Origin of the sequence: Mycobacterium sp. SMC-13 (assembly GCF_045311035.1) — a bacterium.
GTDB lineage: Bacteria > Actinomycetota > Actinomycetes > Mycobacteriales > Mycobacteriaceae > Mycobacterium.
Window position 1 is genome coordinate 95,038 of record NZ_JBJIAI010000003.1, and the last position, 23,650, is coordinate 118,687.

Genomic DNA, 23,650 nt, shown 5'->3' on the forward strand with positions numbered 1-23,650 from the left:
TGCACGCGGCTGCACCATCGGCACCAAACCGAGTGCTGACGTTTTGACGCTGACGTCCGGGGTAACTGCGTCAGCGTGTTGGAGACCGTCACCGCCCCGTTTCAGTGGGTCGCCGCTGCCCGACACCGCCGGGTGTTCCACCCGGGTGGCGTACTGGCACGGGGTTCGATCGAGCGGGTGGCGGCGCGCGACGTAGGCCTACCGATCGAGTCCGCCTCCGATGTGCTGGTGCGGCTTTCGAAGGGAATCGGCACACCGGGAGCGCTGCCCGACGTGATCGGGCTGGCGTTTCGGCTGCCGGCGGGTGACTCGGCGACGGCATCGGCGGCACCGCCGTGGGACGTGCTGTTGGCGTCGGCGGGCCGCGGACGGCTCAGCCGCTTCGGCGTCCGGCCGGTCGTTCGATGGCCGGGCCAGCCGATGTCCAGTGTCATGCCACTGCGGTACCAGGGCACCAACTGGTGGCTGCGCGCGCAGATCCTGAGCCATGTCGACGGCGCCGGAGTGTCGCTGGACAGCATCCGCAGCGCCCTGCACGACGGGCCGATGACCGTCGCCATCGACCAGGCCCCGGGCTTCGCATCGTTTCGCCCGTTGGCCAGGCTGACGATCAAAGACGTTGTGCCGCACGATGAAATAGCCGACACCGACTTCGACCCGGTGCTGCATACCGCACCCGGCGTGCAGCTGGCGCCGCACTGGCTGTCGAACCTACGGATGCAGGCGTATCGACGCAGCCGCAAAGGGCGGCACCCCGACAGCGCATGACCCAGATCCGGACCGAAGAGGAGAAACCGTATGGACGCCTTGGCATTTCTGCGACGTGAACACGAGAGCGTGCTGGGCATGTTCGAAGTGCTCGACGGAGCTCCCCGCGGGACCGGCGCTCAGCAGAGCGGCCTGGCGACGATGGTCGAGAACTTGGTGATCGCCGAATCACAGCACGAGGCAATCGAAGAGCAGTTGTTCTGGCCGGCGGTCCGGGACGCGCTCGATGACGGTGACGAACTCGCCGATCACGCGATCTCTCAGGAAGAGGCCGGAAAGAAGCTGCTGCAGCAATTGGCGGACGGCGCGCCCGGCGAGGCGGAATATCATGCGGCACTTGACGAATTCATCAAGGCCGGCCGCGAGCACATCGCCTACGAGCAAGACGTCGTGTGGCCGAGGCTGTCCGCCGCGGTGAGCGACGAACGCTTGGAAAAGCTGGGCCACGAACTCGAAGCAGCCAAGAAGATGGCGGCAACCCGGCCGCATCCAGATACCCCGTCGAGTTCCGCGGTACAGAAAACGGTGGGTGTGGCGGCCGCCGTGGTCGACCACGTTCGGGACGCGGTGAGTGGACGAGACCGACAGAATCCGCCCGACCCACCTACCTCGTGATTGTCTTACGTCCGCGGCCACCGGCGTTCGTCGCCGGTGGCCGCGGACCGCTGGATCAGGTTGTGGCGGTGTGCTGTTCGTGGGTGAACGGCTTGTCGCAGTGCACCGCGGGTTCTCCACTGGGATTGTTCTTGGCCCCGGTGTTCTTCTGCAGGGACGTGCCCAGCCAGTCTTTCGTGGGCGACTTCACGTAGTTCCACGACATACCTTCTGGCCACGGACCCTGACCTTCGTTCCATGGTCCGCGGACGTCGCCCTGACCGTTGGACATGTTGAACGCGAGGGTCTGGAAACGCTCGTCGCCGGCCAGGGTGCCCGGCGGGAAGTTGACCGGCAGCTCGTTCAGGGCGGCGGTGAACTGCTGGAAATGGGTGACTTCGCGCGTCATCAGGAACGTGAGCGTGTCCTGCACGCCCGGATCGTCGGTGAACTGCTTGAGGTATTCGTAGACGATCTTGGCCCTCGACTCTGCGGCCAGATTGCTGCGCAGGTCGACCGAGGGATCACCGTTCGCGTTGACATACGACCCCGACCACGGAATCGCGGCCGCATTGCTGACGTCCGGGCCGCCGCCGGTCAGCACGCAGTACAGCGGATTCATCGCGACCTGGTGAATGGCCTGGTCGCGGCCATCCGGACTGGCGACCGTCGCCATCCAGTCGCAGCGCTCGTTGGCCTGCTTGAGATCGTCATTGAAGCCGTCCAGCAGCATCGTGATCATGGCACCGACCATCTCGAGATGGCTCAGTTCCTCGGTGGCGATGTCCATGAACAGGTCGTACATTTTTGGGTTCTTTTCGCGCAGCACGAATGCCTGGGTGAAGTACTGCATCGCCGCTTTGAGTTCCCCGTTCGCGCCGCCGAACTGCTCCTGCAGCAGCGTCGCAAAGCGCGGATCGGGTTGATCGACGCGTACCTCGAATTGCAAATCCTTGTGATGAGTGAACATTCGCGCTCCCTTGGGCTGGTAGTGATCTACCGCAACCGCGTACCCCCTGCCGGCCCGGCGAAACAGCATCCAGCCCGACGGCTTCACTCCCCCACATTCGGTAGTTCGTCGGCCGCGATCTCGCATGGCGTCTTGGTGGTCGGATCGGGTTGCTCCGCAACCGGTTCCACCGGCGGCGTGGTGGGCGCCGGGTCGGCTACAGGTTGGCCGGGTACCGGCTGCTGAGGCGGTAGCACCGGGGCGTCGACGGGGCCGGGCTCGGCGTCATCGGACTCAGCGGTCTCCCCCGAGGTGTCCTCCTCGCCGGCGGCATCGCTCTTGGCAGCGTCCTCCTCGTCGGCCTCCTCTGCGTCGCTGTCGTCCGGCTCGTCATCGGCATCGCCATCCGCCGCGTCGTCCGGCTCGTGGTCGGTATCGGTGCCATCGGCGCCGAGCCCGAGGTCGTCTCCCAGGCCGTCCCTGATGTTGTCGAGCCCGCCCAGTCCCGATGCGCCGGGCGCCAGACCCGCCATGGAACCGAGCGCTCCCCCGATGGCATCGGTCAGCTGCCGGCCCAAACCGCCGATACCCGAACCGAATCCGAGATCTCCGGACGAGCCGGCCGTCGGCGGGGTTGCCGCGGCAGTGCCGAGCGCCGGTTCGGGGCCTCCGGGCGCAGGGGTCGACGGTGCCGGAGCGGATTCGGCAGAAACGGGCGGGGTCGACGGCGCGGCAACAGGTTCGGCCGGCACCGGCGGAGCCGCAGATGCGGACGGCGCCGGCGGCGTCCACCCCGCCGCTGTGCCCAACGTCGCGAAGGGCGCAGCCGCCGCGGCCTGATATGCCGGCGCGGCCGGCCACGCCGGCGCGGGCGAAGCCTGAGGCGTCCAATCGGGCGTCAGCACGACGGGCACCGCGAACGAAACCCCTGCCGGGGTAACCGCGGCGATGGCCGAATCGTACGCCGCCGCAACGGCATCGGAGGCCTCCTGCAGCGCGGGCAGCAGGTCCCCCGACACCGCCCGAAGGACGAAGGGCTTGACCTGCTGATCGACGATCTCGCTGGCGGCCGACAGGTCGCCGGCCCCGGCGAGGACCGCGCGGGCCGCCGCGCTCCACTGGTCCCGGTGCCCGGCAGTCTGCGCGTCGGCCCGCAACACCGCGTCGACCTTGGCGTCGACGGCGCGCCACAACGCATCCCGCAGCGTCGTCAGTGCCTGCGCGCTCCGCTGCAGATGCGCGCCCACATCCTCGGCCGCCACCGTCAGGGTGCGCAGAAACCCGCCGGCGGCGTCGCCACCGGCACCTGACCACTGTGCCGTCAGCTCCCGATATCCGTTGCCCTGCAACCGCACTGCATCCTGCGCGACCACCACCGCAGCGTCAAGCGAGCGGGCGTCCGCGGCCAGCGCGTCGAGGTTCAGCCCACTCTCGGCGTAATACAACTCCGCCAACGGCCCTGGGGACGGCACGCCCAACACCCGGCATGCCGCCACGTACTCGTCGAGGACCGTGACCGCACCGTCGCCTTCGGAGAGCCGCCCGGCCACATCGAACGCAGCCGCCATCATCAGACCAACCGGCCGGCGAGGTCGGTATCCGCGTCCTCGTAGCGCGCCGACGAAACCCGTAGTGCCGCTGCGGCTTCCGCCGACGCCGACGCCCATGCCCGAAGCTGTCCGGCCGACTGGTCCAGCGCGGCGCGTAAGGCGGCCGCGCGCGAGGCATGATCACGCCCGCCGCAGAACCCGTCGAAGTACCACCGCAACAACGGCGCGACCGCGGTGCCGAGCATGTCGGCGACCGATTCGCACCGCTGCGCGGCATCCCGCACTGCCGAGAGGTCTATCCGAGCGACGTCACGTTCTCCCATGCCTTGCTATGACGCGCGGCGCGGCCGTTCGGTTCCATCGAAGCTGAAAATGTCCTGTGTCCACCCGCCAGAACAACCTTCCTGGACGGCTGTCGGCACTAGGGCGTGTCTGATAAATGGGGTAGCCAAAGGGTGACTGCCCGTAGGACTGCCGCGGCACGGTAGACGATGGCCAGCTTGTCGTAGCGGGTGGCCAGTCCGCGCCATTGCTTGACGTCGTTGAAGTTGAGTTCAACGACGTTGCGGCCCCATCGCCGCGGACGCGACGGTGTCGCGGTTCCAATTGCTTTCCGATGCCTCCAAGTCTCGGCCACCACACCCGAAACTTTTATCAGACACGCCCTAGCCTTCAACCTGATCCAGCGCGAGACGTAATGAGCGCCGTCGCCGCACAGTGCCATGCGAGCCGCGCTGATGGCCGTGCCATTCCAAGTACCTCGAGGTACGAGGAGACCTCCATGGGCGGCCTTAAGTCACGTGCCCGGCGAACTAGGTCTGCGCCGGTTAGACACGGTCCGCCCACCCGGTAAAGTCTACGGCCGCAACCCTTAGGGCTGCTCGCTGACGGATTCGGCGACGCGGAACGCGACGGTCCTCGCCGTGATTTCATCTGGGGCCTCCACCATGACCCGGACCACCTGTTCGGTTCCGGAGGGCCGCAACAGGATTCGGCCGGTGTCGCCGAGTTCGGCCTCGGCCGCGGCGACCGCGGTCTGCACCGCCGGCGCCTGGGCCACCGTGGCCTTGTCGGCCACCTCGACGTTGATCAGCACCTGCGGCAACGTCTTCATGGGCGCACACAGCTGCGCCAGGTTCGACCCGGTCTGCGCCATGCGCGACATGAGCCGCAGTCCGGTGACGATGCCGTCGCCCGTGGTGCCCAGCTCGGGCATCACGATGTGGCCGGACTGCTCGCCGCCGAGCGAGAACCGTCCCGCGCGCAGCTCTTCGAGCACGTACCGGTCCCCCACGCCCGTCGTGCGCACCTCGATGCCGGCCTCGCGCATCGCCAGGTGCAGGCCGAGGTTGCTCATCACGGTCGCCACCAAGGTGTTCGAGACCAGCTCGCCGGCGTCGCGCATGGCCAGCGCCAGCACCACCATGATCGCGTCACCGTCGACGAGGGCGCCCGACGCGTCGACGGCCAGACAGCGGTCGGCGTCGCCGTCGTGGGCCAGGCCCAGGTCGGCGCCGTGGTCGATGACGGCCTGCTGCAGCTGCGCCATGTGGGTGGAGCCGCAGCCGTCGTTGATGTTGAGGCCCGTCGGCTCGGCGTTGATCGCTATAACTGTGGCTCCGGCCGCTCGATATGCCTGCGGGGCGGCCGCCGAGGCGGCGCCGTTCGCGCAGTCGACGACGACCGTCAGTCCGGCCAGCGGCGCGACCGCGGCCTTGGCGGCGTGGGTGAGGTAGCGGTCCAGTGCGTCGGAGGCGTCGAGCACGCGGCCGATGCCGGCGCCCGTCGGCCGGGTACCCGGACCGGCGGCCACCAGTTCGGCGATGCGGTCCTCGGTGTCGTCATCGAGCTTGTGCCCGCCGGTACCGAAAATCTTGATGCCGTTGTCCGGCATGGGGTTGTGCGAGGCGGAGATCATCACGCCGAGCTGCGCGTCATACGAGGCGGTCAGATAGGCCACCGCGGGGGTCGGCAGCACGCCGACCCGCAGCACGTCGACGCCCTCGCTCGTGATGCCGGCGATGACCGCGGCCTCCAGCATCTCGCCACTGGCCCGGGGATCTCGTCCGACGACTGCGACGCAACGGCCGGCGCCGGAGGTCGAGCAGAGCCGGCGGGCGGCAGCTGAACCCAGCGCCAACGCCAACTCCGCGGTCAGATCACGGTTTGCGACGCCACGGACGCCATCGGTGCCGAACAGCCGACTCATGAACCTTCTTTCGTCCTTCAGATGACCCCATGAAACGCCGAAGGCGGGCGTGTCCAGACTGCGACACGCCCGCCCACGAGCAGAAACGATCAGCGCTTGCTGTACTGAGGCGCCTTGCGGGCCTTCTTGAGGCCGTACTTCTTGCGCTCGATGGCACGCGGGTCACGGGTCAGGAACCCGGCCTTCTTGAGTGCCGGACGATCCTCGGGCTGAACCAGGATCAGCGCACGGGCGATGGCCAGACGCAGCGCGCCGGCCTGGCCCGAGGGGCCGCCACCGTCGAGGTGGGCGTAGATGTCCACCGTGTCGACGCGGTCGACGGTCACCAGCGGGGCCTTGATCAGCTGCTGGTGCACCTTGTTCGGGAAGTAGTCCTCCAGGCTGCGGCCGTCCAGGTTGAACTTGCCGGTGCCGGGCACCAGGCGAACGCGGACGACGGCCTCCTTGCGGCGGCCAACGGTCTGGATCGGACGGTCGATGTAGACGGGCTCGCGGGGGGCCGACTCTTCGGCCGCGTCGAACTCGGTCACCTCGGCCACTTCAGTCACATCAACTTCAGTCACTGGGCCACCTGCTTGATCTCGAACGGAATCGGCTGCTGCGCGGCGTGCGGATGATCAGGACCCGCGTACACCTTCAGCTTCTTCTGCACCTGGCGCGACAGCTTGTTGTGCGGGAGCATGCCGACGATCGCGTTCTCAACGGTGCGGGTCGGGTGCTTCACCAGCTGTTCGCCGATGGAGCGCTTGCTCAGACCGCCCGGGAAACCCGAGTGACGGTAAGCAAACTTGTCGGTGAGCTTCTTGCCCGACAGGGCAATCTTCTCGGCGTTGATGATGATGACGAAGTCACCCTCATCGGAGTTGGGCGTGAACGTCGGCTTGTGCTTGCCGCGGAGCAGCTTGGCTGCTTCCACGGCGAGCCGGCCGAGTACCACGTCTTGGGCGTCGATGACGTACCACTGACGCGTGGTGTCACCCGCCTTCGGCGTGAACGTAGGCACAGCTATACCTCTTCTTCTCGGGTTGAGTCCCGGTGCTATCCGGGTGCCGGTCAAGTACGCGACCTGCGAATTCCCGGCGACCGACGGTGACCCGGGAAGCATTGGCCTGACGGCCTGCAGCGCACCAACGTGGGAGCTTACCCGGGTGCGTCGCCGCAGGTCAAAACGCGGAGCAGGTCAGTGGACCCGGTCCTGCTGGTCGGGCACGACGCTGCCGTCCGGCCGGTGCAACGGCCCCTTGGCGCCCGACGGCTCGATGTAGCCCTTGATGGCGCAGGCATACGTCTCGGCCTGCTTCTTGGGGTCGATGAACATCGGGTTGACCAGCCAGTTGCCGCCCGCGTCGTCGTAGGCCGTGCACATCAGCTCGGTCTTGTTGCGGTTGAGCACCAGTCGCAGCGCGGTGGCGTCGGTCAGGAACGTGACGTCGGTGTCGGAGTCACCGGCGGCGAAGGCAGCGCGCTTGGGCTCGGGCTGCTGGGTGAAGGCGGCGGGACCGGTCACCCCGAACACCTCTTCGTTGACCCGGCAGCGCTTGCCCTCGATGTAGGTGATGGCGGGCTCGCCGCCGCACGGCACCAGACGCGACGTCAGCACATCGCCGTCGTGTTCGGTTCGCACGCCCATGACGTGGTCGGCCGGGATGTCGAGTTCCGCGGCCCACACCCGGGCCACCGGCTCGGCCGACGCCGAGATGATCCGCACGTCGAAACCGTTGGCGTGCAAGGTTTCCACGAGGTCGCGCATCTGCGGGTAGTAGCGCACCCAGCCGGTCTGCATGCCGCTGCCGACCTTCTGCTCGGTGCCCGCCGGGGCGTCGAGGTTCTCCTTGCGGGCCGTCTTCGCGAACTCGACCACGTCGGCTTCGCGCCATCCGGCTTGCAGCTGCGCGGCCCAGGCGTACGCCGGTTCCATGCGACGCGCGTTGAAGCCGGCGAATGCGGGCTCCCCGGCTTTCGTCTCCGCCTCGGTGTAGACCGACACGAGTTCGTCGGCGCACGCGGCGTCGGTGTCGGTCGGCATCGGCTGACCCGGCCTGGCCGCAGCACAGGCGCGGGTCAGGGCCGCGACGGCCTGCGGCGTCAGGAACGTGCTGGTGGACGCCCAGTTGCCATCGGCAGGCGCCCGCAGCTTGCCGTTGCGCACCATCCAGAAGAACGTGGCGTCGCCGATGTCGTTCTTGACGATGGTGTTGTCCCAATCGAACAACGCCAGTGGCGCGCCCGCACTCACCGAGCCGGCAGCGCCGCAGGTGCCCAGCTTGGTGAGCATGGCGTCGATCCGGTCACGGTTGTCGCCGTACCAGCCAGAGTTCTGGGCGAGCGTCCGGCACGACGGCTTGTCGGGGGCAGGCGATTGCGCGGCCGGAGTGCTGTCGTGGCTGCTGCAGCCGGACATGGCGAGGAGGCCGGCCAGCGCAGCGGCGGAGGCCAGTCGGGTGATGCGGGGCACTTTTCTCCTGTGTGGTCAGGTGAGCTCGGCGGCGCTGGGCGCTTCGAGCGAGGTGTCGCGGGAGGTGTCCTTGAGGTCGACGCCCGAGCGGCCCAGGGCGCGGGCACCGGACACCAGCCCCGCCGCGACGCGCGCGGCCTCGGCATAGCCGAGTCCCTCGGGCGGGTGGATGTTCGAGATGCAGTTGCGGTCGGCGTCGGTGCGGCCCGGCATCGGCAGATGCGTCAGGTAGATACCCAGGCTGTCGGCCACCGACAGGCCCGGCCGCTCCCCGATGATCACCAGCAGGGTCCGCACCTTTTGCGCCGCGCCGACGTGGTCGCCGAGGGCCACGCGGGCCTGCGTGGCGATCACCGGCGGAGCCAGGGTGTACTGGTCGCCCAGCCGCGCCACGAGCTCGGCGAGCAGCGCCGGACCGTGCTTGGCCAGCGCGTAGGGCGAGAGCCCGTCGGCGAGGACGAAGCCGATGTCTGCCGGGGTTTCCGGAACATCCATGGGCGTGGCCGGGAGCCGGCCCAGGTCGGGGCGGCGCAGGTACTCGCTGCGGGACTCGGCCTGGCTGCGCACCACCGCCGGTTCGCCGATGCCGATCTCCCGGACGCGGGCCGCGAGGGACTCGACGTCGAGGGGCTCGTGGACGGCGTCGCGGGCGGCGGCGTGCGCCGCGGCCAGTTCGAGGACCTCGCGGGTGGGCAGCGCATTGCCGGCGCGGCCCAGCCCGATGCGGGCCTGCGTGGTCTTGCGGAGCTCGTCCCAGAACTCCTGGATTGCGAGATCTTCGGTCATCGTCATCCCGCCGCGGTGAGCGCCCGCAGCGCCGAGCGCTGCAGATCGAACTTGGTCAGCTTGCCGGAGTCGTCGGTCATACCGACCTTCTTGAGCCAGGCGTCGAACTCCGGAGCCGGCTTCAAACCGAGCGTCCGGCGGACCGCCACGACGTCGTGGAACGACAGGCTCTGGTAGCCGAGCATGACGTCGTCGGCGCCGGGCACCGTGATGACGAAGGCACAACCCGCCGCGGCCAGCAGCGTGAGCAGGGTGTCCATGTCGTTCTGGTCGGCTTCGGCGTGGTTGGTGTAGCAGACGTCGACGCCCATCGGCAGGCCGAGCAGCTTGCCGCAGAAGTGGTCCTCGAGCCCGGCCCGGATGATCTGCCGGCCGTCGTAGAGGTACTCCGGCCCGATGAAGCCGACGACGGTGTTGACCAGCAGCGGGTCCAGCGCGCGGGCGACGCCGTAGGCGCGGGTCTCCAGCGTCTGCTGATCGACGGGCCGGCCGCCGGTGCCGAGGTGGGCGCCCGAACTGAGCGCCGAGCCCTGCCCGGTCTCCAGGTACATGACGTTGTTGCCGACGGTCCCGCGGTTCAGGGAGCGGCCGGCCTCGTTGCCTTCGCGCAGCAGCGCCATGTCGACACCGAAGGCCTTGTTGGCGCCCTCGGTACCCGCCACGGACTGGAACACCAGGTCCACAGGAGCGCCGGCCTCGATGAGGCCGATGGTGGTGGTGATGTGCGAAAGCACGCAGGACTGCGCCGGGATGTCGTAGCGGCTGCGGATGTTGTCGAGCAGGTGCAGCAGGTCGGCGGTGGCCTGCGGCGAGTCGGTGGCCGGGTTGATGCCGATGACGGCGTCGCCGCATCCCATCAGCAGTCCGTCGAGCACGGCGGCGGCGATGCCGCGCGGATCGTCGGTCGGGTGATTGGGCTGGAGTCGCGTGGCCAGGGTGCCCGGCAACCCGATGGTGCTGCGGAAGGCCGCGTGCACCTGGGTGGCCGCGGTGACGGCGATCAGGTCCTGGTTCCGCATGATCTTGGAGACCGCTGCCGCCATCTCCGGCGTGATGCCGGGGGCGACGGCCGCGATCTTGGCGGCGGCGTCGTCGCCGGCCACCGCGTCCAGCAGCCAGTCCCGGCAATCTCCCACCGTCAGGTGGGAGATTTCCGAAAACGCTTGCTGGTCATGGGAATCGATGATGAGGCGGGTGACCTCGTCGGTCTCGTACGGCACCACCGCTTCATTGAGGAAGGTGTCCAGCGGAAGCTCGGCCAGTGCCCACGCCGCGGCAGCCCGCTCGGCGTCGTTGTGGGCCGCGCACCCGGCGAGTTCATCACCGGAACGCAGCGGCGTGGCCTTGGCCATCAAATCCACAAGCCCGTCGAAGGTGTGGTTCACCCCCGAAATCCGCTGGTGGTACTTCATTTCAGCTCGTCCTCGGCTTCTGCGAGCATCGCGAACTCTTCATCAGGAGAGTTTGCCACCAAACGGTGCCGGCTGTAGACCGCGAAGTAGAGCATGAAGGCTGCGAACACCGCCAGGCACAGGCCCACGGCGAACGGATCGACCAGGAAGGTGGCGATGACCGCGATGACCGCGATGACCGCGATGACGAGCGCGAAGCCGGTGGTCACGATGCCGCCCGGGGTGCGGTACGGCCGCGGCATGTTCGGCTCGCGGCGGCGCAGCACGATGTGGCTGACCATCATCAGGACGTAACTCACCGCGGCACCGAAGACCGCCATGTTCAGCAGCAGGTCACCCTTACCGGTCAGCGACAACAGGAAGCCGATGACGCCGGGGACGATGAGCGCCAGCGTCGGCGCCTTGCGGGAGTTGGTCACCGACAGCTGGGTCGGCAGGTAGCCCGCCCGGGACAGGGCGAAGAGCTGGCGGGAGTAGGCGTAGATGATCGAGAAGAAGCTCGCGATCAGACCGGCCAGGCCGATGTAGTTGACCAGCTTGGCGCCGGCGCCGCTACCGAGCGCCTCGACGAGGGGGTTGCCCGAGGCCGACATCTGTTGCGCGCCAACGACACCCGTGGTGAGCACCAGCACGACGGCGCAGGTGACCAGCAGGACCGTCATCGCCGCGATGATGCCGCGCGGCACGTTCTTCTCCGGGTTCGCGGTTTCCTCGGCGGCCAGCGGCACGCCTTCGATCGCCAGGAAGAACCAGATGGCGAACGGGATGGCGGCCCAGATGCCGAGGTAGCCGTGCGGCAGGATCGCCGAAGCCCCGGCCGCGTTGACGTCGACCGCAATGGTGGTCAGGTTGGAGACGTCGAACTGCCCGATGGCACAGACCGCGAAGATCACCAGACCCAGCAGCGCGATGGCGGTGATCACGAACATCACCTTGAGCGCCTCACCGACACCGGACAGGTGGATGCCGATGAAGAACGCGTAGGCCGCCAGATACACCCACCAGCCGTTGTGAATCCCGAAGAGCCCCAACGATTCCACGTAGGCGCCGATGAACGTCGCGATGGCGGCGGGGGCGATCGAGTACTCGATGAGGATCGCGGTGCCGGTGGCGAAACCGCCCCACGGGCCCAGGGCACGACGGGCGAAGGTGTAACCGCCGCCGGCGGCCGGCAGCGCCGAGGACAGCTCGGCCATGCCCAGCACCAGGGCCAGGTACATGCCGGCGATGATCACGGCGGCGATGGCGAGGCCACCGAAACCACCGTGTGCCAGACCGAAATTCCAGCCGGAGTAGTCCCCGGACACCACGTAGCTGACGCCGAGTCCGGCGAGCAGCAGCCAGCCGGCCGTGCCCTTCTTCAGCTGACGTTTCGCGAGGTATTCGTTGCTCTCGACGTGCTCTTCGACACCGCGAGCGGAGTGCTCACTGGGTGGGTTGGTGATGGACACTGCGAACTCCTGAAAGAGGGATGGCGGATGCCGAATTGGCCTGCCCCCCAGGAGTCTTCTGGTGCCGGCCTTGATCATTGTGTCGCCGAACGCTTTTGGAAAGCGTCGACCGAGAAAGGAAGCGAGCGCCCGCGCATTCGGGGGGTACGCGGGCGCTCGCGGTTCGTGGGAGCTACGCGCTTCGTTTCCTTGCGCGCTCGCTCATCAGAGTGCTCGTTTCCTCGCGCGAGCGCTCGTCAGAAGAACCCCTGGGCCTTCGTCGAGTACGAGACGAGCAGGTTCTTCGTCTGCTGGTAGTGGTCCAGCATCATCTTGTGGTTCTCGCGGCCGATTCCGGACTGCTTGTAACCGCCGAACGCGGCGTGCGCGGGGTACATGTGGTAGCAGTTGGTCCACACGCGGCCGGCCTTGATGTCGCGGCCCGCCCGGTAGGCGACGTTGCCGTTGCGCGACCACACGCCGGCGCCGAGGCCGTACAGGGTGTTGTTGGCGATCGAGATGGCGTCGTCGTAGTCCTTGAACGACGTCACCGACAGCACCGGCCCGAAGATCTCCTCCTGGAAGATGCGCATGCCGTTGTGCCCCGAGAAGACCGTCGGCGTCACGTAGTAGCCGCCGTTGAGGTCACCGCCGAGTTCGGCGCGCTCACCACCGGTGATCAGCTGTGCGCCTTCGGATTTGCCGATCTCGATGTAGGACAGGATCTTCTCCAGCTGGTCGTTGGAGGCCTGCGCGCCGATCATGGTCTCGGTGTCCAGCGGGTCGCCCTGGCGGACGGCCTTGGTGCGGATGGCGGCCAGCGCCAGGAACTCGTCGAAAATGTCGGCCTGGATGAGGCTGCGCGACGGGCAGGTGCAGACCTCACCCTGGTTCAGCGCGAACATGGTGAAGCCTTCGAGCGCCTTGTCCTGGAAGTCGTCGTTGGCGGCCATGATGTCGTTGAAGAAGATGTTCGGGCTCTTGCCGCCCAGCTCCAGGGTGACCGGGATCAGGTTCTGGCTGGCGTACTGCATGATCAGCCGGCCCGTGGTGGTCTCACCGGTGAAGGCGATCTTGGCGATGCGGTTGCTCGATGCGAGCGGCTTGCCGGCCTCGACGCCAAAACCGTTGACCACGTTGACAACACCCGCCGGCAGCAGGTCGCCGATGAGCGAGAACAGGTACATGATCGACGCCGGGGTCTGCTCGGCGGGCTTGAGCACGATCGCGTTGCCGGCAGCCAGCGCGGGGGCCAGCTTCCAGACGGCCATCAGGATCGGGAAGTTCCAGGGGATGATCTGGCCGACGACGCCGAGCGGCTCGTGGAAGTGGTAGGCGACGGTGTCGTCGTCGATCTCGGAGATCGAGCCTTCCTGGGCCCGCAGCACGCCCGCGAAGTAGCGGAAGTGATCGACGGCCAACGGGATGTCGGCGTTCAGGGTCTCGCGGACCGGCTTGCCGTTGTCCCAGGACTCGGCGACGGCGATGGCCTCGAGGTTCTGCTCCATGCGGTCGGCGATGAGGTTGAGCACCCGGGCGCGGGCGGCCGGCGAGGTCTTGCCCCAGGCCGGCGCGGCGGCGTGCGCGGCGTCCAGCGCCTTCTCGATGTCGGATTCGTCCGAGCGGGCAATCTCGATGAACACCTCACCCGTGACCGGGGTACGGTTCTCGAAGTAGCGACCGGCAGCGGGTGCCACCCACTCGCCGCCGATGAAGTTGTCGTAGCGGGCCGGGTAGGTCATCACCGAACCCTCGGCACCGGGACGCGCGTAAAAACTCATGGGTTCACTCCTCGCAATGGTGACTAACACAGGTGTGCTGCTGGTCACTAACGGTACGCAGAAGTGGGTTGCAACACAGTTGCATCGTTGAACGCGATGGAACCGGAGCCCGTCAGCCGAGGTCGGCGTCCAATCCCGCCAGGTGCCCGACCGCCTGCGCCCGCACGACGGCGTCCGCGGATGGGTGGTTGCGCAGCAATTGCCAGCCGTGCCGGTCGTCGCGGCCGTCGGGCAGCGCGAGCCAGCGGCGCAACAGCCCGACGTGTCCGGCCGCCGACGCCGACAGCACCGCGGTGCGCAGGCTCTCCCCCAGCTCGGTGCGCAGCCGGGCGATCGCCGGTGACACCGACTGCGGCAGCAGCGCACCCGAGTAGTGGGACAGCGCGGCATCGACATCGCCTCGGTGCAGCGCGGCGAAGACATCGGCGACGTCACTGTCGATCGGGGTGAGCAGCCGGTAGGGCCGCGACGCCACGTACTGGGCGCCGATGACGCGGCGCAGCCGGGACATCTCGACGCGGATGGTGACCGAGTCAAGATCGTTGTCGTCCAACAACATTGCGAGATGGTCGGCGCTCAGCCCCTCGGGGTGACGGCTCAGCAGGACCAGGATGTCGGCATGCCGCCCACTGAGGGTGTGCTGGCGCGGTTGTCCGTCGTCGCCGGTGGCGACCCAGCGCGGCCGGTCACCGCCCAGCACCGTCAGGCGAGCCATGGTCACCGGACTCGGCGTGGGCTGCAGCAGCCGTTGCAGGGCCAGGTGGTTCTCGATAGCCATCACCGTCGCGCGCACCAGCCCGAGGGTCTGGGCCGAGGCGATCTGGCTGTCCCCGGTGAGGTCGACGCAGCCGATGAGCTCGCCCGTCGTCGGGTCGTGCACCGGCACCGCCGTGCAGGTCCAGGGCTGCACCAACCGGGCGAAGTGTTCGGAGCCGTGGATCTGCAGTTCGCGGTCCAGGGCCAACGCGGTGCCCGGGGCGTTGGTGCCGGCGCTGCGCTCGCTCCAGTTGGCGCCCGGCACGAAGTTCATGGCCTCGCCCCGGCCCAGGGCCGTCTTGTCACCCTCGACCCACAGCAGGGTGCCGTCGGCCGCGGCCACCGCCACCATGACACCGCTGTCCTTCGCGTCCTCGACCAGGAGTTTCCGGATCACCGGCAACGCGGCGGCGATGGGTTGTTCGGCGCGCAGCTGGTCCAGGGTCTTGGGTACGACGGGCGTGAACTGCGCGCCGCCCAGGTCCGGGTCCACGCCCGTGGCCAGGCTGCGGCGCCAGCTGTCGGCGATGACGGGACGGACGGCAGCGGGGTCCAGGTGCTGGGCGTCGATCTCGCCGGTGACGAACCGCTGGTGTACCGCGCGCAGCGTCGAGCCGGCCGGCGACCCCTCGGTGCGGCTGGTTCCCACGACACTCACACTCCTCGCAGGTCGGATACACACCTGCGTGGCCGCCAGGGTAGTCGACCTGGGTGTTCTAAGACACAAGTTGGGCCCTGCGCGCGGCATGACTGTGTGGTCCCGCCCCCGGCTCTCCTCCGGGGGCGGGACCACACAGGGCTTGTGGTGAGGCTAGAAGACCCAGTCGCCCGCCGCGCGCCGGTCGGTCGCGGCGATGTCATCGGCGCCGTCGCGGACGGCGTTGCCGAGGCTGTGCAGGATGTCGTTGAGGGCGGCCGCCGACTGATTCCAGCGGGCCTGTTCGGCCTGGAACGCCTCGGCCGCCTCCCGGGTCCAGGTCTGCTGCAGTGGCGCGACCAGGTGCCGGAGCTCTTCCAGCGACGTGTTCATCCGTGCCGAGGTGGCATGGATTTGTTGGCGGACGGTGAACTCGATCTCGCCGAAGTGGTACGACAGTGCCGGTTGCATGTGCGTTGTCCCGTCAGATCGCGTGGCCGGTGGCGCCGATGCGCTGGGCATGGTCGTCAGCGGCCTGGCTCAGCACCGCCGCGTTGGCCCGGATGGTCTCGGCGATACGTTGCAGTGACGCATGCAGTTTCATCGATTCGCCGTTCCACCGGCTCACCACGTCCTGGAATCTGGTCGCCGCGGCGCCGCCCCATACCGTCGGCGGGATGGCGGTCATCTGACCGATGAAATTGCCGAGCATGGCCCGAATCTCCTCGTTGCGGACCTCGACCTTGCCGGCGATGCCCGTCATCAGATCGAAATCGGTAGTCAGAGCGCCACTTTCCGGAGCTGTCATGATTTCCTCTCCATTGGTTTGATTGTTCAGACGTTTGCCGACGGCGTTCGGTTCCATTGCCGCCCAGGTTTTTTCAATCGGTCCGGCGCGCGGAGCGGATCGCGGTGTCGCAGGCCGCTTGGACGGCTGCGCCCTGGCACCCCACGGCGATCCGGACCGGGCCGTCAAGCAGCACCGACCAGTCGACGGTCCGCGCGCCGCGCACCTCGCGATACCGCACGGCCGCGCGTCCGGCACTAACCGCGGCCTCCTGGAAATCCAGGATGATCCCTCTGGGCAGCTTCGCCGACGCCTCCCGCAGCGCCCGCGCCGCCACCTCGAGCGTCTGCTCCTGGGGCACCACCGACTGGGTGAGGTGGATGATCTGCCCGCGGTCATCGGGCGAAATGATCTGCAGCCGAGCCGAACCCGCGCCGGCAACCGCCCGATCAACCGTCCAGCGCGCCGGGACCTGTACCGCCACCCGGCCCTCCACGAGCCAGGAAAATTCCGGGTCGGTGGCAGCGGCGACCGCAGGCGCCGGGCCGTCACGGGTGGACAGGCCCAGTCCCCCGGCACCGAGGACGGCGACGGCCGCCGCGAAGCCGATCGCGATGTGTGCCCGCGCCAGACGTGGTCGGGCCGTGGTCGGTGGCGGGTGCGTGTCGGCGTCTGTGCGCAGGTCGTCGCAGCTGAGAATCTCGGCCGGGACACCCTGATCCTGCAGCAGCGCTTGGATTTCGGCGGCCAGGGGTGCGCCATCGGGGACGCCGATGGGCGCATCGATCACCACCCGGGTGTCCCACGTGGTGCGCGCGATGACGGCCTCTACGGTGGCGCTGTCGGTGCGTCGTACGACCGACGCGGCCGATCCCGGACGGGAGATCGTCACGAGCTCCTCCCCCAGTTCGACGACCGCGCAATCGGGTTCACCGCCGGCCGCCCGGAGTGCGTCGGTTCTCCGCGCCATGACAACGTGGGAAACGCGGCTGGGGACCGCGGCCCGAACCCGCTCGATCCGCGACGGCGACCACCAGGTCGGGCACACCACCGTGATGGCCGATGCGGTACCTGTCGCCGCGGTCATGGCATCGCGCCAGATGCGTTCGGCGGGAACGACTGTGGCATCGAGCACACCCAGCGGCTCGTCGATGCACTCCAGGGCCGACGCGACCAGGTCAGCGTCGATATCCGCCGGCCCGATGATGGTCGTCGGGCCCACCACCACGACTGTCACGGTGGTTCGGTCCAGCCGATCTGGACCAGCTGATCGGTTTGGCCACGGCGCACGACGACGGCCCGGCCAGGAGGCAGCGTCATCGGCCGCGCGGCGCCGAGCAGCGGCCCTTCATCCGGGCTGGTGCTCATGATGATGCCCGTCGCGCCCAGGTCGCGCATGCGCGACAGGAGCGGGTCGAACATGGCGCGTGCGGCACCGCCGGAGCGGCGGGCGACCACGACGTGGAGCCCGATGTCCGAGGCGTGCGGCAGCAGGTCGAGCAAAGGGTTCAGCGGATTCCCCGCGGCACCCACGACCAGGTCGTAATCGTCGACCACGACCTGGATTTCGGGACCGGACCACCAGGAGCGGTCGCGCAACTGCTGCTGCGTGACACCGGGTCCCGGCAGCCTCGCGGTGAGCAGGGTCAGCGCAGCGGCGAGTTCGGCAGCGGTCGTCACGGCCGACATCGCGTAGCCGCACAGGTACGGCGGTTCCACCACCCCCAACAGTGACCGCCGGTAGTCGACGATCAGCAGCTGCGCCCGAGCGGGATCGGTCTGTCCGGTGATCGCGCGGCACAGCGTCCGCAGCGCCGACGTCTTGCCACAGCCCGTGTCGCCCAACAGGATCAGGTACGGATCGGCGCCCATGTCCAGCGCGAACGGTTGCAGGTCCTCTTCAGAGACGCCGATGACGTACCGCGGCGGTCGTTCCGTGGTGGCCGGTAGCTCGGCGTAATCGACGCGCTGCGGCAACAATTCGATCTGGGGCGCGGGCTCTTGATCGGTGAGCGTCACGTCGAGCTGCGGCCGCGCGACCACGAACTCCTTACCGTCTTTGGTGAGGCCCCGGCCAGGAGGACAGGTGGCCAGCAGATGGGCACGGCGGCGGTCCATCTCGGACTCTGCCGGATCACCCAGCCGCAATTCGATCCGGGTGCCCAGGTGGTCTTTCAGCATCGGCCGCAGTTCCGCCCACCGATTCGCGGTCAGGACCACGTGGACCCCGACCGACAGGCCTTGCGCCGACAGCGCGGTGATGGGGTCCTCCAGTGCGTCGAATTCGCGACGCAGCGTGGCCCAGCCGTCGACCGCCAGGACGACCTCACCGTAATTGTCCGGAAAACGGGCCTCGGGCCCGTGCTGCTGCCGAAAGTCCTGGCGCCGGCGGCACACCGATAACAGCTGGGACACGATGCGCCGCAACAATTCTGGTTCGTTCCGGCCGGCGACGGTGCCGACGTGCGGGTGCTGTCGCAACGCCGTCAGCGCACCGTCGCCCAGATCGAGGCCGTAGACGCTGAGGCCGTCGGCAGGCGCGGTCACAGCGAGGCCCAGTAGCAACGTCTGCAGCGCAACGGATTTCCCCGAGCGCGGGCCGCCCACGATGGCCACGTGCCCGCCGGACCCACTGAGGTCGGCAACGAGCGGCTCGCGGCGCTGCTGAAACGGGTTGTCCACTAATCCGATCGGGACCCGCAGCGGACCGCCTTCGCTGCCGGCCGCCAGCAGCTCGGACAACGCGGGCGAATTCGTGAGGGGCGGCAGCCAGACCGGATGAGCGCGCGCACCGCGACCGGTCAGCCGGCGCAAGGTCGTGTCCATCAGCGTCGGCCCGGCCGGCGGGTCAGGCGTGACCACCGGGGCCTCGACGGTGAACAGGCGCGGAACCGGGCGTTCGTCGTGGCTCTGTGGGACCGGCCCCGAGACGAATGCAGTGTGAAATCGCACCAGCTTTCCGTCTGCGGTGCGCAGCAACCCCGCACCCGGCGTTCCGGGCAGCTCGTGTGCGTCGGTGACCCCGATGACGGCCCGCGACTCCGCCGCCGAGAACGTCTTGAGGCAGACCCGGTACGAGAGGTGGGTGTCCAGTCCGCGCAGGCGACCCTCGTCGAGACGCTGGCTGGCCAGCAGGAGATGAACGCCCAGTGATCGACCGAGGCGGCCGATGGCGACGAACAGCTCCGCGAAATCCGGATGCTGGCTGAGCAATTCGGAGAACTCATCGACCACGATGAACAGGGCAGGCAGCGGTGGCAGGTCGGCGCCCGCCGCGCGTGCCCGCCGGTGGTCGCCGATTCCGGACAGGTTCCCGGCCGCCCGCAACAGTCCTTGGCGCCGTGTCAGCTCGCCGGCGAGGGCGTCGTGCATCCGGGCGACCAGATGTGCTTCCTGCGCCAAGTTGGTGATGACGGCCGCGACGTGGTTGGCCTGTTCGAAGCCGAGAAACGTTGCACCGCCTTTGAAGTCGACGAGGATCAGATTGAGCTCGTCCGGCGAGTGGGTGCTGATCAGACCCAGGGTCAGGGTGCGCAGGAACTCGGATTTGCCGGAACCTGTTGCGCCGATGCACAAGCCGTGCGGACCCATGCCGTGCTCGGCCGGTTCCTTGAGGTCGAGCTCGACCGTCGCACCGGTGTCGTCGGTACCGATCGGCACCCGCAGCCGATGCCGGGCCGGACGAATCGGCCACCCGTCCCCCGCCACGTCCACGCCGACGAACGTCGTCCGATCATGGTGTCGGCGTGCGTTGTCCGCACCGACGGCCAGGCGGTAGCGCGCCACACGTCGTCCGCAGGTCTCTGCTTGTGCGGCCGTGAGCACGTCGGCGGTCGAGCAGGGCGGAAGCGTCGACGCCGTACCCGGCGCGCCGAGCACCAGCAGTGTCACCGCGTCGGTGTCCACGAAGACGGCGGCCGCCGGACTGTCGACCAGCACCACCAGATGACACCCGGCGATGGCAGTGACGGCACCGAGGTCCGTAAACCGCAGCGGCTGCCCGCTGAGCACGCCCGAGCGATAGTGGTGCGGTAGCCATTTCAGCCAGTCCCACTCGGCCGATCCGGCGACCGCGGCGATCTTCAGCTGGTCGGGTCCATGCCACATAGCCAGCTGGCACGCCATGGCGCGCGCCTGTCCCCGTGGATCATCGCCGCCGACGTCGATCCGCCGCAGCCGATTGACGACGACCGTCACCGGGACATCGGGCACGGTCGCGGCGGTTCGTAGCAGCCGATCGAGTGCCGAGGCGGTCAGCGGATCCGTCGTCCCGTCGCCGGTGGCGGGTACCGGAACGAGTCTGGTGTTGAGTGGGCGTTCCCCGATCCCGACGCGGATTTCGGTGAAATCGTCGTCGTTCCAACGGCGTTGCCACATCCGTTCGGAGCCGGCGAGCGTCCACAGCGTGTCAGGCGGCGGGTGGTTCTGATGTAGTACCCGATGCTGCTCGGCTGCGGTTCGCTCCGCGCACTCACCGATCGCGTCGAGATACACCAGGTACTCACGCCGATCTGCGTCGATCTCACCTGCCCGGCGCGCACCGCGCGACCCGAGGACAGTGCTGCCGACCAGCGACAGCACCATCATCGCCGGAAACAGTAGGAACATCGGATTCCGGCCGGTGGCCGAACCCGAACGGAAGTAGAACACCATCATGCCGGCCATCGCCAACAGCATGAGCACGGGTGCGACTCGGGTGACGACGTTGCCCGACGACAATCGCGGCACCTGTGGTGGTGTCCGGACCTCGATGTCTTCCGCATCCACTGGGACTACGGGAGATCGTGCGACTCTGGTGAATTCCATCGAACTATCAGACGTACCCCGACACCGTTCGGTTCCATCGATTTTCGTGTCGGGTAGGGACCCGATTCGCGGTTACGGTGAGATCGGCATGTCGATCCGGGGGGCGCGATGTCTGAAGCAGTGTGTCGGCTATCCGTACGGACCGACAGTGAACGCACCAGCGACACCACCGATCTGGTGCTGCCTGCGGGCGCCGCGGTGGACGCGTTGCTCCCTGACATCGTGGCGCTGGCACATGCGCGCGCGCCGGAAGGCGTGAGTTGGCACCTGAGCCGGGCTGCCGGGGATCCGATCGACGGGTCATTATCGTTGCGGCAAAACGGAGTTCGCGACGGTGACATCCTGGAGCTGCGGCGAAGCACGGTGCCGGAGTTCGGCACGCTCCGGAGGCACACGGCGACCATGGCCGCCGACCAGGCGCCTCGCGATGCCACCGGCCATCTGGTCGGGCCCGTGCTCTGTCTGTGGGCGGTGACCGCCGCGTCCGTGCTGCTGCTCTGGTCTGCTGCGCGCGGCGACCACTTCACGGCAGCCACTGTCGGTTGCGGTGGTGCGCTGGCTGCAGTGGCGATGTCATGGCGGTCCGGCCGGGCGGCGTGGCCGGCCGCCGCCGTCGTGCTCGCTTTCGCGGCGGGTTTCTCGGCCGTACCGGGTGGCCCGGCGGCGCCCAACGTCCTGCTCGGATCGGCGACGGCGTTCGCGGTGGCCCTCGTTCTGCTACGGATCGGTGTGTTTCCCGTATCCGTTGCGGCCGTGGCCTTTACGATGCCGACAATGGTGGCGACCGTTGCGGCGAGCACGTGGTCGGTGGCGCTGGCCAGTACCGGGGTGGCCACCACCGTGGCGGCATTTGTGGTGCTGTCGGCCGCGCCGCGGTGCGCTGTCACCGTCGCGGGACTCACGCCGCGCTCGGCGACGGTCACCGACGGCGATCCGCAACGGATCGAGCTGGCGCAGCGGGTGCTCACGGCGATGGTCGTGGGCGCGGCCGCTGCCGCGGCGGCCGGCGCCGTCGTGGTTGCAATGGGCGCCGTCCATGAGTCCCGGACCTCGACGGTGGTGTTCATCTGGGTGGCGACGGCCGCGATTGCGCTGCGGGCACCGTCCTATCGGCATCCGGCACGGCGGTGGGCGGTCATGGTCGCGGGAATGGTCTGTACCACTGCGGCTTTGGTCGTCACCGCGATGGCATTCCCCGGCTGGGCCGCCTGGCTCGGCGGCGGCGTCATCGCGGTGGTGCTGGGCGCTCAGCGGATCGGACGGGTGAGTGCCACGGTGGGCCGAGGCTTTGTACATCTCGAATACGTGGCACTGGTCGCCGTGCCGGCATGCGCACTCTGGACCGCAGATGTTTTCCGCCTGGCGCGTGGCCTGTGAGCGCCCTGCGACGGGTCATCGCTGTCGCCTTGACGATCACCATCGCGTCGGCCGCTCCGTGCGCACATGCCATCGCGCCGAAACCGGTTGATCACAGCCAACTTCCCGGACCCGCGGCCCCGGCGCCGCCCGGTAGGACCGAACAATCGGACCGGTGTGCGACGGCGAAGCCGGCTGATGCCCGTCCCGCAGACCAACCCGACATGCTCAATCTTGCTGCGGTGTGGCCGCTTTCCCGCGGCAGCGGACAGCTGGTGGCAGTGATCGACACCGGCGTGGCCCGGCACCGACTGCTCCCCCGCCTGGTCGCCGGCGGTGACTACGTCTCGTCCGGGGACGGTACGCAGGACTGCGACGGCCACGGTACGGCGATCGCCGGACTGATCGGCGCCGTTGCCCCGGACAACGGGACCTTCAGCGGTGCGGCACCCGACGCCACGATCCTGGCGATTCGACAGTCCAGCAACAAGTTCCGGCTGACCGACGATCATGAGATATCAGGGGTGGGTGATGTCGAGACGCTCGCCCGTGCGGTGCGCTCGGCCGCCGACGCGGGCGCCACTGTCATCAACATCTCGTCGGTCGCCTGCATGCCCGCCGCGGACCCGCTCGACGACCGGTCGTTGGGCGCCGCCCTGGCCTATGCGGTCGATGTCCGCAATGTCGTGGTCGTCGCGGCGGCGGGCAACGCCAGCGGTGACTGCGCGGGGCAGAACCCGCTGTCCGATCCCAAACGGCCGGGCACGCCGGACTGGGACACGGTGCACACCGTCGTCAGCCCGGGCTGGTACGACGACTACGTGCTCACCGTCGGATCGGTCAGCCCGAACGGGACGCCGTCGCCATTCAGCCTGGCCGGACCCTGGGTCGACGTCGCCGCGCCCGGCGAGTCGGTGGTGTCACTGAGCGCGCAGGGCGACGGACTGGTCGACAGCCGGCCCGACGGGCGCCCGCTGTCGGGCAGCAGCTACGCCGCACCCGTCGTCAGTGGTGTTGTCGCACTGGTGCGTTCGCGACTGCCGCAATTGTCCGCCCGCCAGGTGATGGCCCGCATCGAAGACACCGCACGCCACCCGGCCGATGGTTGGAATCCCCAGGTGGGACGCGGCGTCGTCGACCCACTGGCCGCGGTGAGCAGCGGTGTCCCGACACCCGCCCCCGCGCGGCTGTCGACCGCGCAGACAACGCACGCGCCCGGTCCCGACCACCGACCATCGCGGCGCATCGCCTTCCTCGGCACCGCCATCTGCATCGCGGTGGCAGCCGTCGCCGTGACCGGGCGCCGACGGTCACGCGGGAACTCACCCTGACCAACAGGGTCCTCATCCTGCCCACCACCGAGTATCTTGAGTT

20 protein-coding genes are annotated in these 23,650 nt (G+C 68.5%); 4 read left to right on the forward strand and 16 right to left on the reverse strand.

What is annotated here, in order from left to right; all coding sequences use genetic code 11:
• Positions 1-75 precede the first annotated feature (75 nt).
• Both ACJH6I_RS06595 and ACJH6I_RS06600 read left to right on the forward strand, forming a co-directional pair.
• Complete coding sequence (locus tag ACJH6I_RS06595) at positions 76-768, forward strand: phosphodiesterase (RefSeq protein WP_318986471.1); 693 nt, start codon at positions 76-78, stop codon at positions 766-768.
• 30 nt (positions 769-798) lie between these two features.
• On the forward strand, positions 799-1,383 hold the full coding sequence (locus ACJH6I_RS06600) for a hemerythrin domain-containing protein (protein ID WP_064859825.1): 585 nt from the start codon (positions 799-801) through the stop codon (positions 1,381-1,383).
• A gap of 55 nt (positions 1,384-1,438) precedes the next feature.
• On the opposite strand, the gene ACJH6I_RS06605 is transcribed toward ACJH6I_RS06600, so the two are convergent.
• From ACJH6I_RS06605 to eccCb, 16 genes are all read right to left on the reverse strand, one after another.
• On the reverse strand, positions 1,439-2,332 hold the full coding sequence (locus ACJH6I_RS06605; RefSeq protein WP_212806860.1) for a manganese catalase family protein: 894 nt from the start codon (positions 2,330-2,332) through the stop codon (positions 1,439-1,441).
• 83 nt (positions 2,333-2,415) lie between these two features.
• A complete protein-coding gene (locus tag ACJH6I_RS06610; RefSeq protein WP_318986470.1) occupies positions 2,416-3,879 on the reverse strand; it encodes a hypothetical protein in 1,464 nt (487 codons plus the stop codon).
• 2 nt (positions 3,880-3,881) lie between these two features.
• On the reverse strand, positions 3,882-4,184 hold the full coding sequence (locus ACJH6I_RS06615) for a type VII secretion target (RefSeq protein ID WP_318986469.1): 303 nt from the start codon (positions 4,182-4,184) through the stop codon (positions 3,882-3,884).
• 548 nt (positions 4,185-4,732) lie between these two features.
• Positions 4,733-6,070, reverse strand: coding sequence for a phosphoglucosamine mutase (gene glmM, locus ACJH6I_RS06620; protein ID WP_406783876.1), 1,338 nt, complete (start codon positions 6,068-6,070; stop codon positions 4,733-4,735).
• Between the two features lie 89 nt (positions 6,071-6,159).
• Positions 6,160-6,600 carry a 30S ribosomal protein S9 gene (gene rpsI / locus ACJH6I_RS06625; RefSeq protein ID WP_406775556.1) on the reverse strand — a complete coding sequence of 147 codons (441 nt, stop codon included), beginning with the start codon at positions 6,598-6,600 and terminating at the stop codon, positions 6,160-6,162.
• Positions 6,601-6,629: 29 nt separating this feature from the next.
• Positions 6,630-7,073 (reverse strand): 50S ribosomal protein L13, encoded by a 444-nt coding sequence (rplM, locus tag ACJH6I_RS06630; protein WP_406783877.1) that lies wholly within the window; start codon positions 7,071-7,073, stop codon positions 6,630-6,632.
• Between the two features lie 177 nt (positions 7,074-7,250).
• Positions 7,251-8,525, reverse strand: coding sequence for an HAD family hydrolase (locus tag ACJH6I_RS06635; protein ID WP_406783878.1), 1,275 nt, complete (start codon positions 8,523-8,525; stop codon positions 7,251-7,253).
• 15 nt (positions 8,526-8,540) lie between these two features.
• Entirely contained in the window at positions 8,541-9,317 is a 777-nt protein-coding gene (gene eutC / locus ACJH6I_RS06640; RefSeq protein ID WP_406783879.1) for an ethanolamine ammonia-lyase subunit EutC, read from the reverse strand.
• Positions 9,314-10,723: an ethanolamine ammonia-lyase subunit EutB gene (locus ACJH6I_RS06645; RefSeq protein ID WP_406783880.1), complete on the reverse strand. Its 1,410-nt coding sequence runs from the start codon at positions 10,721-10,723 to the stop codon at positions 9,314-9,316. Before ACJH6I_RS06645 ends, eutC begins: the two co-directional genes overlap by 4 nt.
• On the reverse strand, positions 10,720-12,174 hold the full coding sequence (eat, locus tag ACJH6I_RS06650; RefSeq protein WP_406783881.1) for an ethanolamine permease: 1,455 nt from the start codon (positions 12,172-12,174) through the stop codon (positions 10,720-10,722). The genes ACJH6I_RS06645 and eat overlap by 4 nt, the downstream gene beginning before the upstream one ends.
• A 236-nt stretch (positions 12,175-12,410) precedes the next feature.
• Positions 12,411-13,934 carry an aldehyde dehydrogenase gene (gene adh, locus ACJH6I_RS06655; RefSeq protein WP_406783882.1) on the reverse strand — a complete coding sequence of 508 codons (1,524 nt, stop codon included), beginning with the start codon at positions 13,932-13,934 and terminating at the stop codon, positions 12,411-12,413.
• A 112-nt stretch (positions 13,935-14,046) separates the two neighbouring features.
• Positions 14,047-15,339 (reverse strand): GAF domain-containing protein, encoded by a 1,293-nt coding sequence (locus tag ACJH6I_RS06660; protein WP_406783883.1) that lies wholly within the window; start codon positions 15,337-15,339, stop codon positions 14,047-14,049.
• A 162-nt stretch (positions 15,340-15,501) separates the two neighbouring features.
• Complete coding sequence (locus ACJH6I_RS06665) at positions 15,502-15,798, reverse strand: WXG100 family type VII secretion target (RefSeq protein WP_020101486.1); 297 nt, start codon at positions 15,796-15,798, stop codon at positions 15,502-15,504.
• A gap of 13 nt (positions 15,799-15,811) precedes the next feature.
• Positions 15,812-16,135, reverse strand: coding sequence for a WXG100 family type VII secretion target (locus tag ACJH6I_RS06670; RefSeq protein ID WP_064859830.1), 324 nt, complete (start codon positions 16,133-16,135; stop codon positions 15,812-15,814).
• Between the two features lie 73 nt (positions 16,136-16,208).
• On the reverse strand, positions 16,209-17,351 hold the full coding sequence (locus tag ACJH6I_RS06675; RefSeq protein ID WP_406783884.1) for a type VII secretion-associated protein: 1,143 nt from the start codon (positions 17,349-17,351) through the stop codon (positions 16,209-16,211).
• Positions 17,348-20,920, reverse strand: coding sequence for a type VII secretion protein EccCb (gene eccCb, locus ACJH6I_RS06680; RefSeq protein WP_064859813.1), 3,573 nt, complete (start codon positions 20,918-20,920; stop codon positions 17,348-17,350). The genes ACJH6I_RS06675 and eccCb overlap by 4 nt, the downstream gene beginning before the upstream one ends.
• A 108-nt stretch (positions 20,921-21,028) precedes the next feature.
• Here eccCb and eccD point away from each other — a divergent pair, with 108 nt between their 5' ends.
• Together eccD and mycP are read left to right on the forward strand one after the other, a co-directional pair.
• Positions 21,029-22,297: a type VII secretion integral membrane protein EccD gene (gene eccD / locus ACJH6I_RS06685; protein ID WP_406775549.1), complete on the forward strand. Its 1,269-nt coding sequence runs from the start codon at positions 21,029-21,031 to the stop codon at positions 22,295-22,297.
• A complete protein-coding gene (gene mycP / locus ACJH6I_RS06690; protein ID WP_061007216.1) occupies positions 22,249-23,607 on the forward strand; it encodes a type VII secretion-associated serine protease mycosin in 1,359 nt (452 codons plus the stop codon). Before eccD ends, mycP begins: the two co-directional genes overlap by 49 nt.
• Positions 23,608-23,650 lie beyond the last annotated feature (43 nt).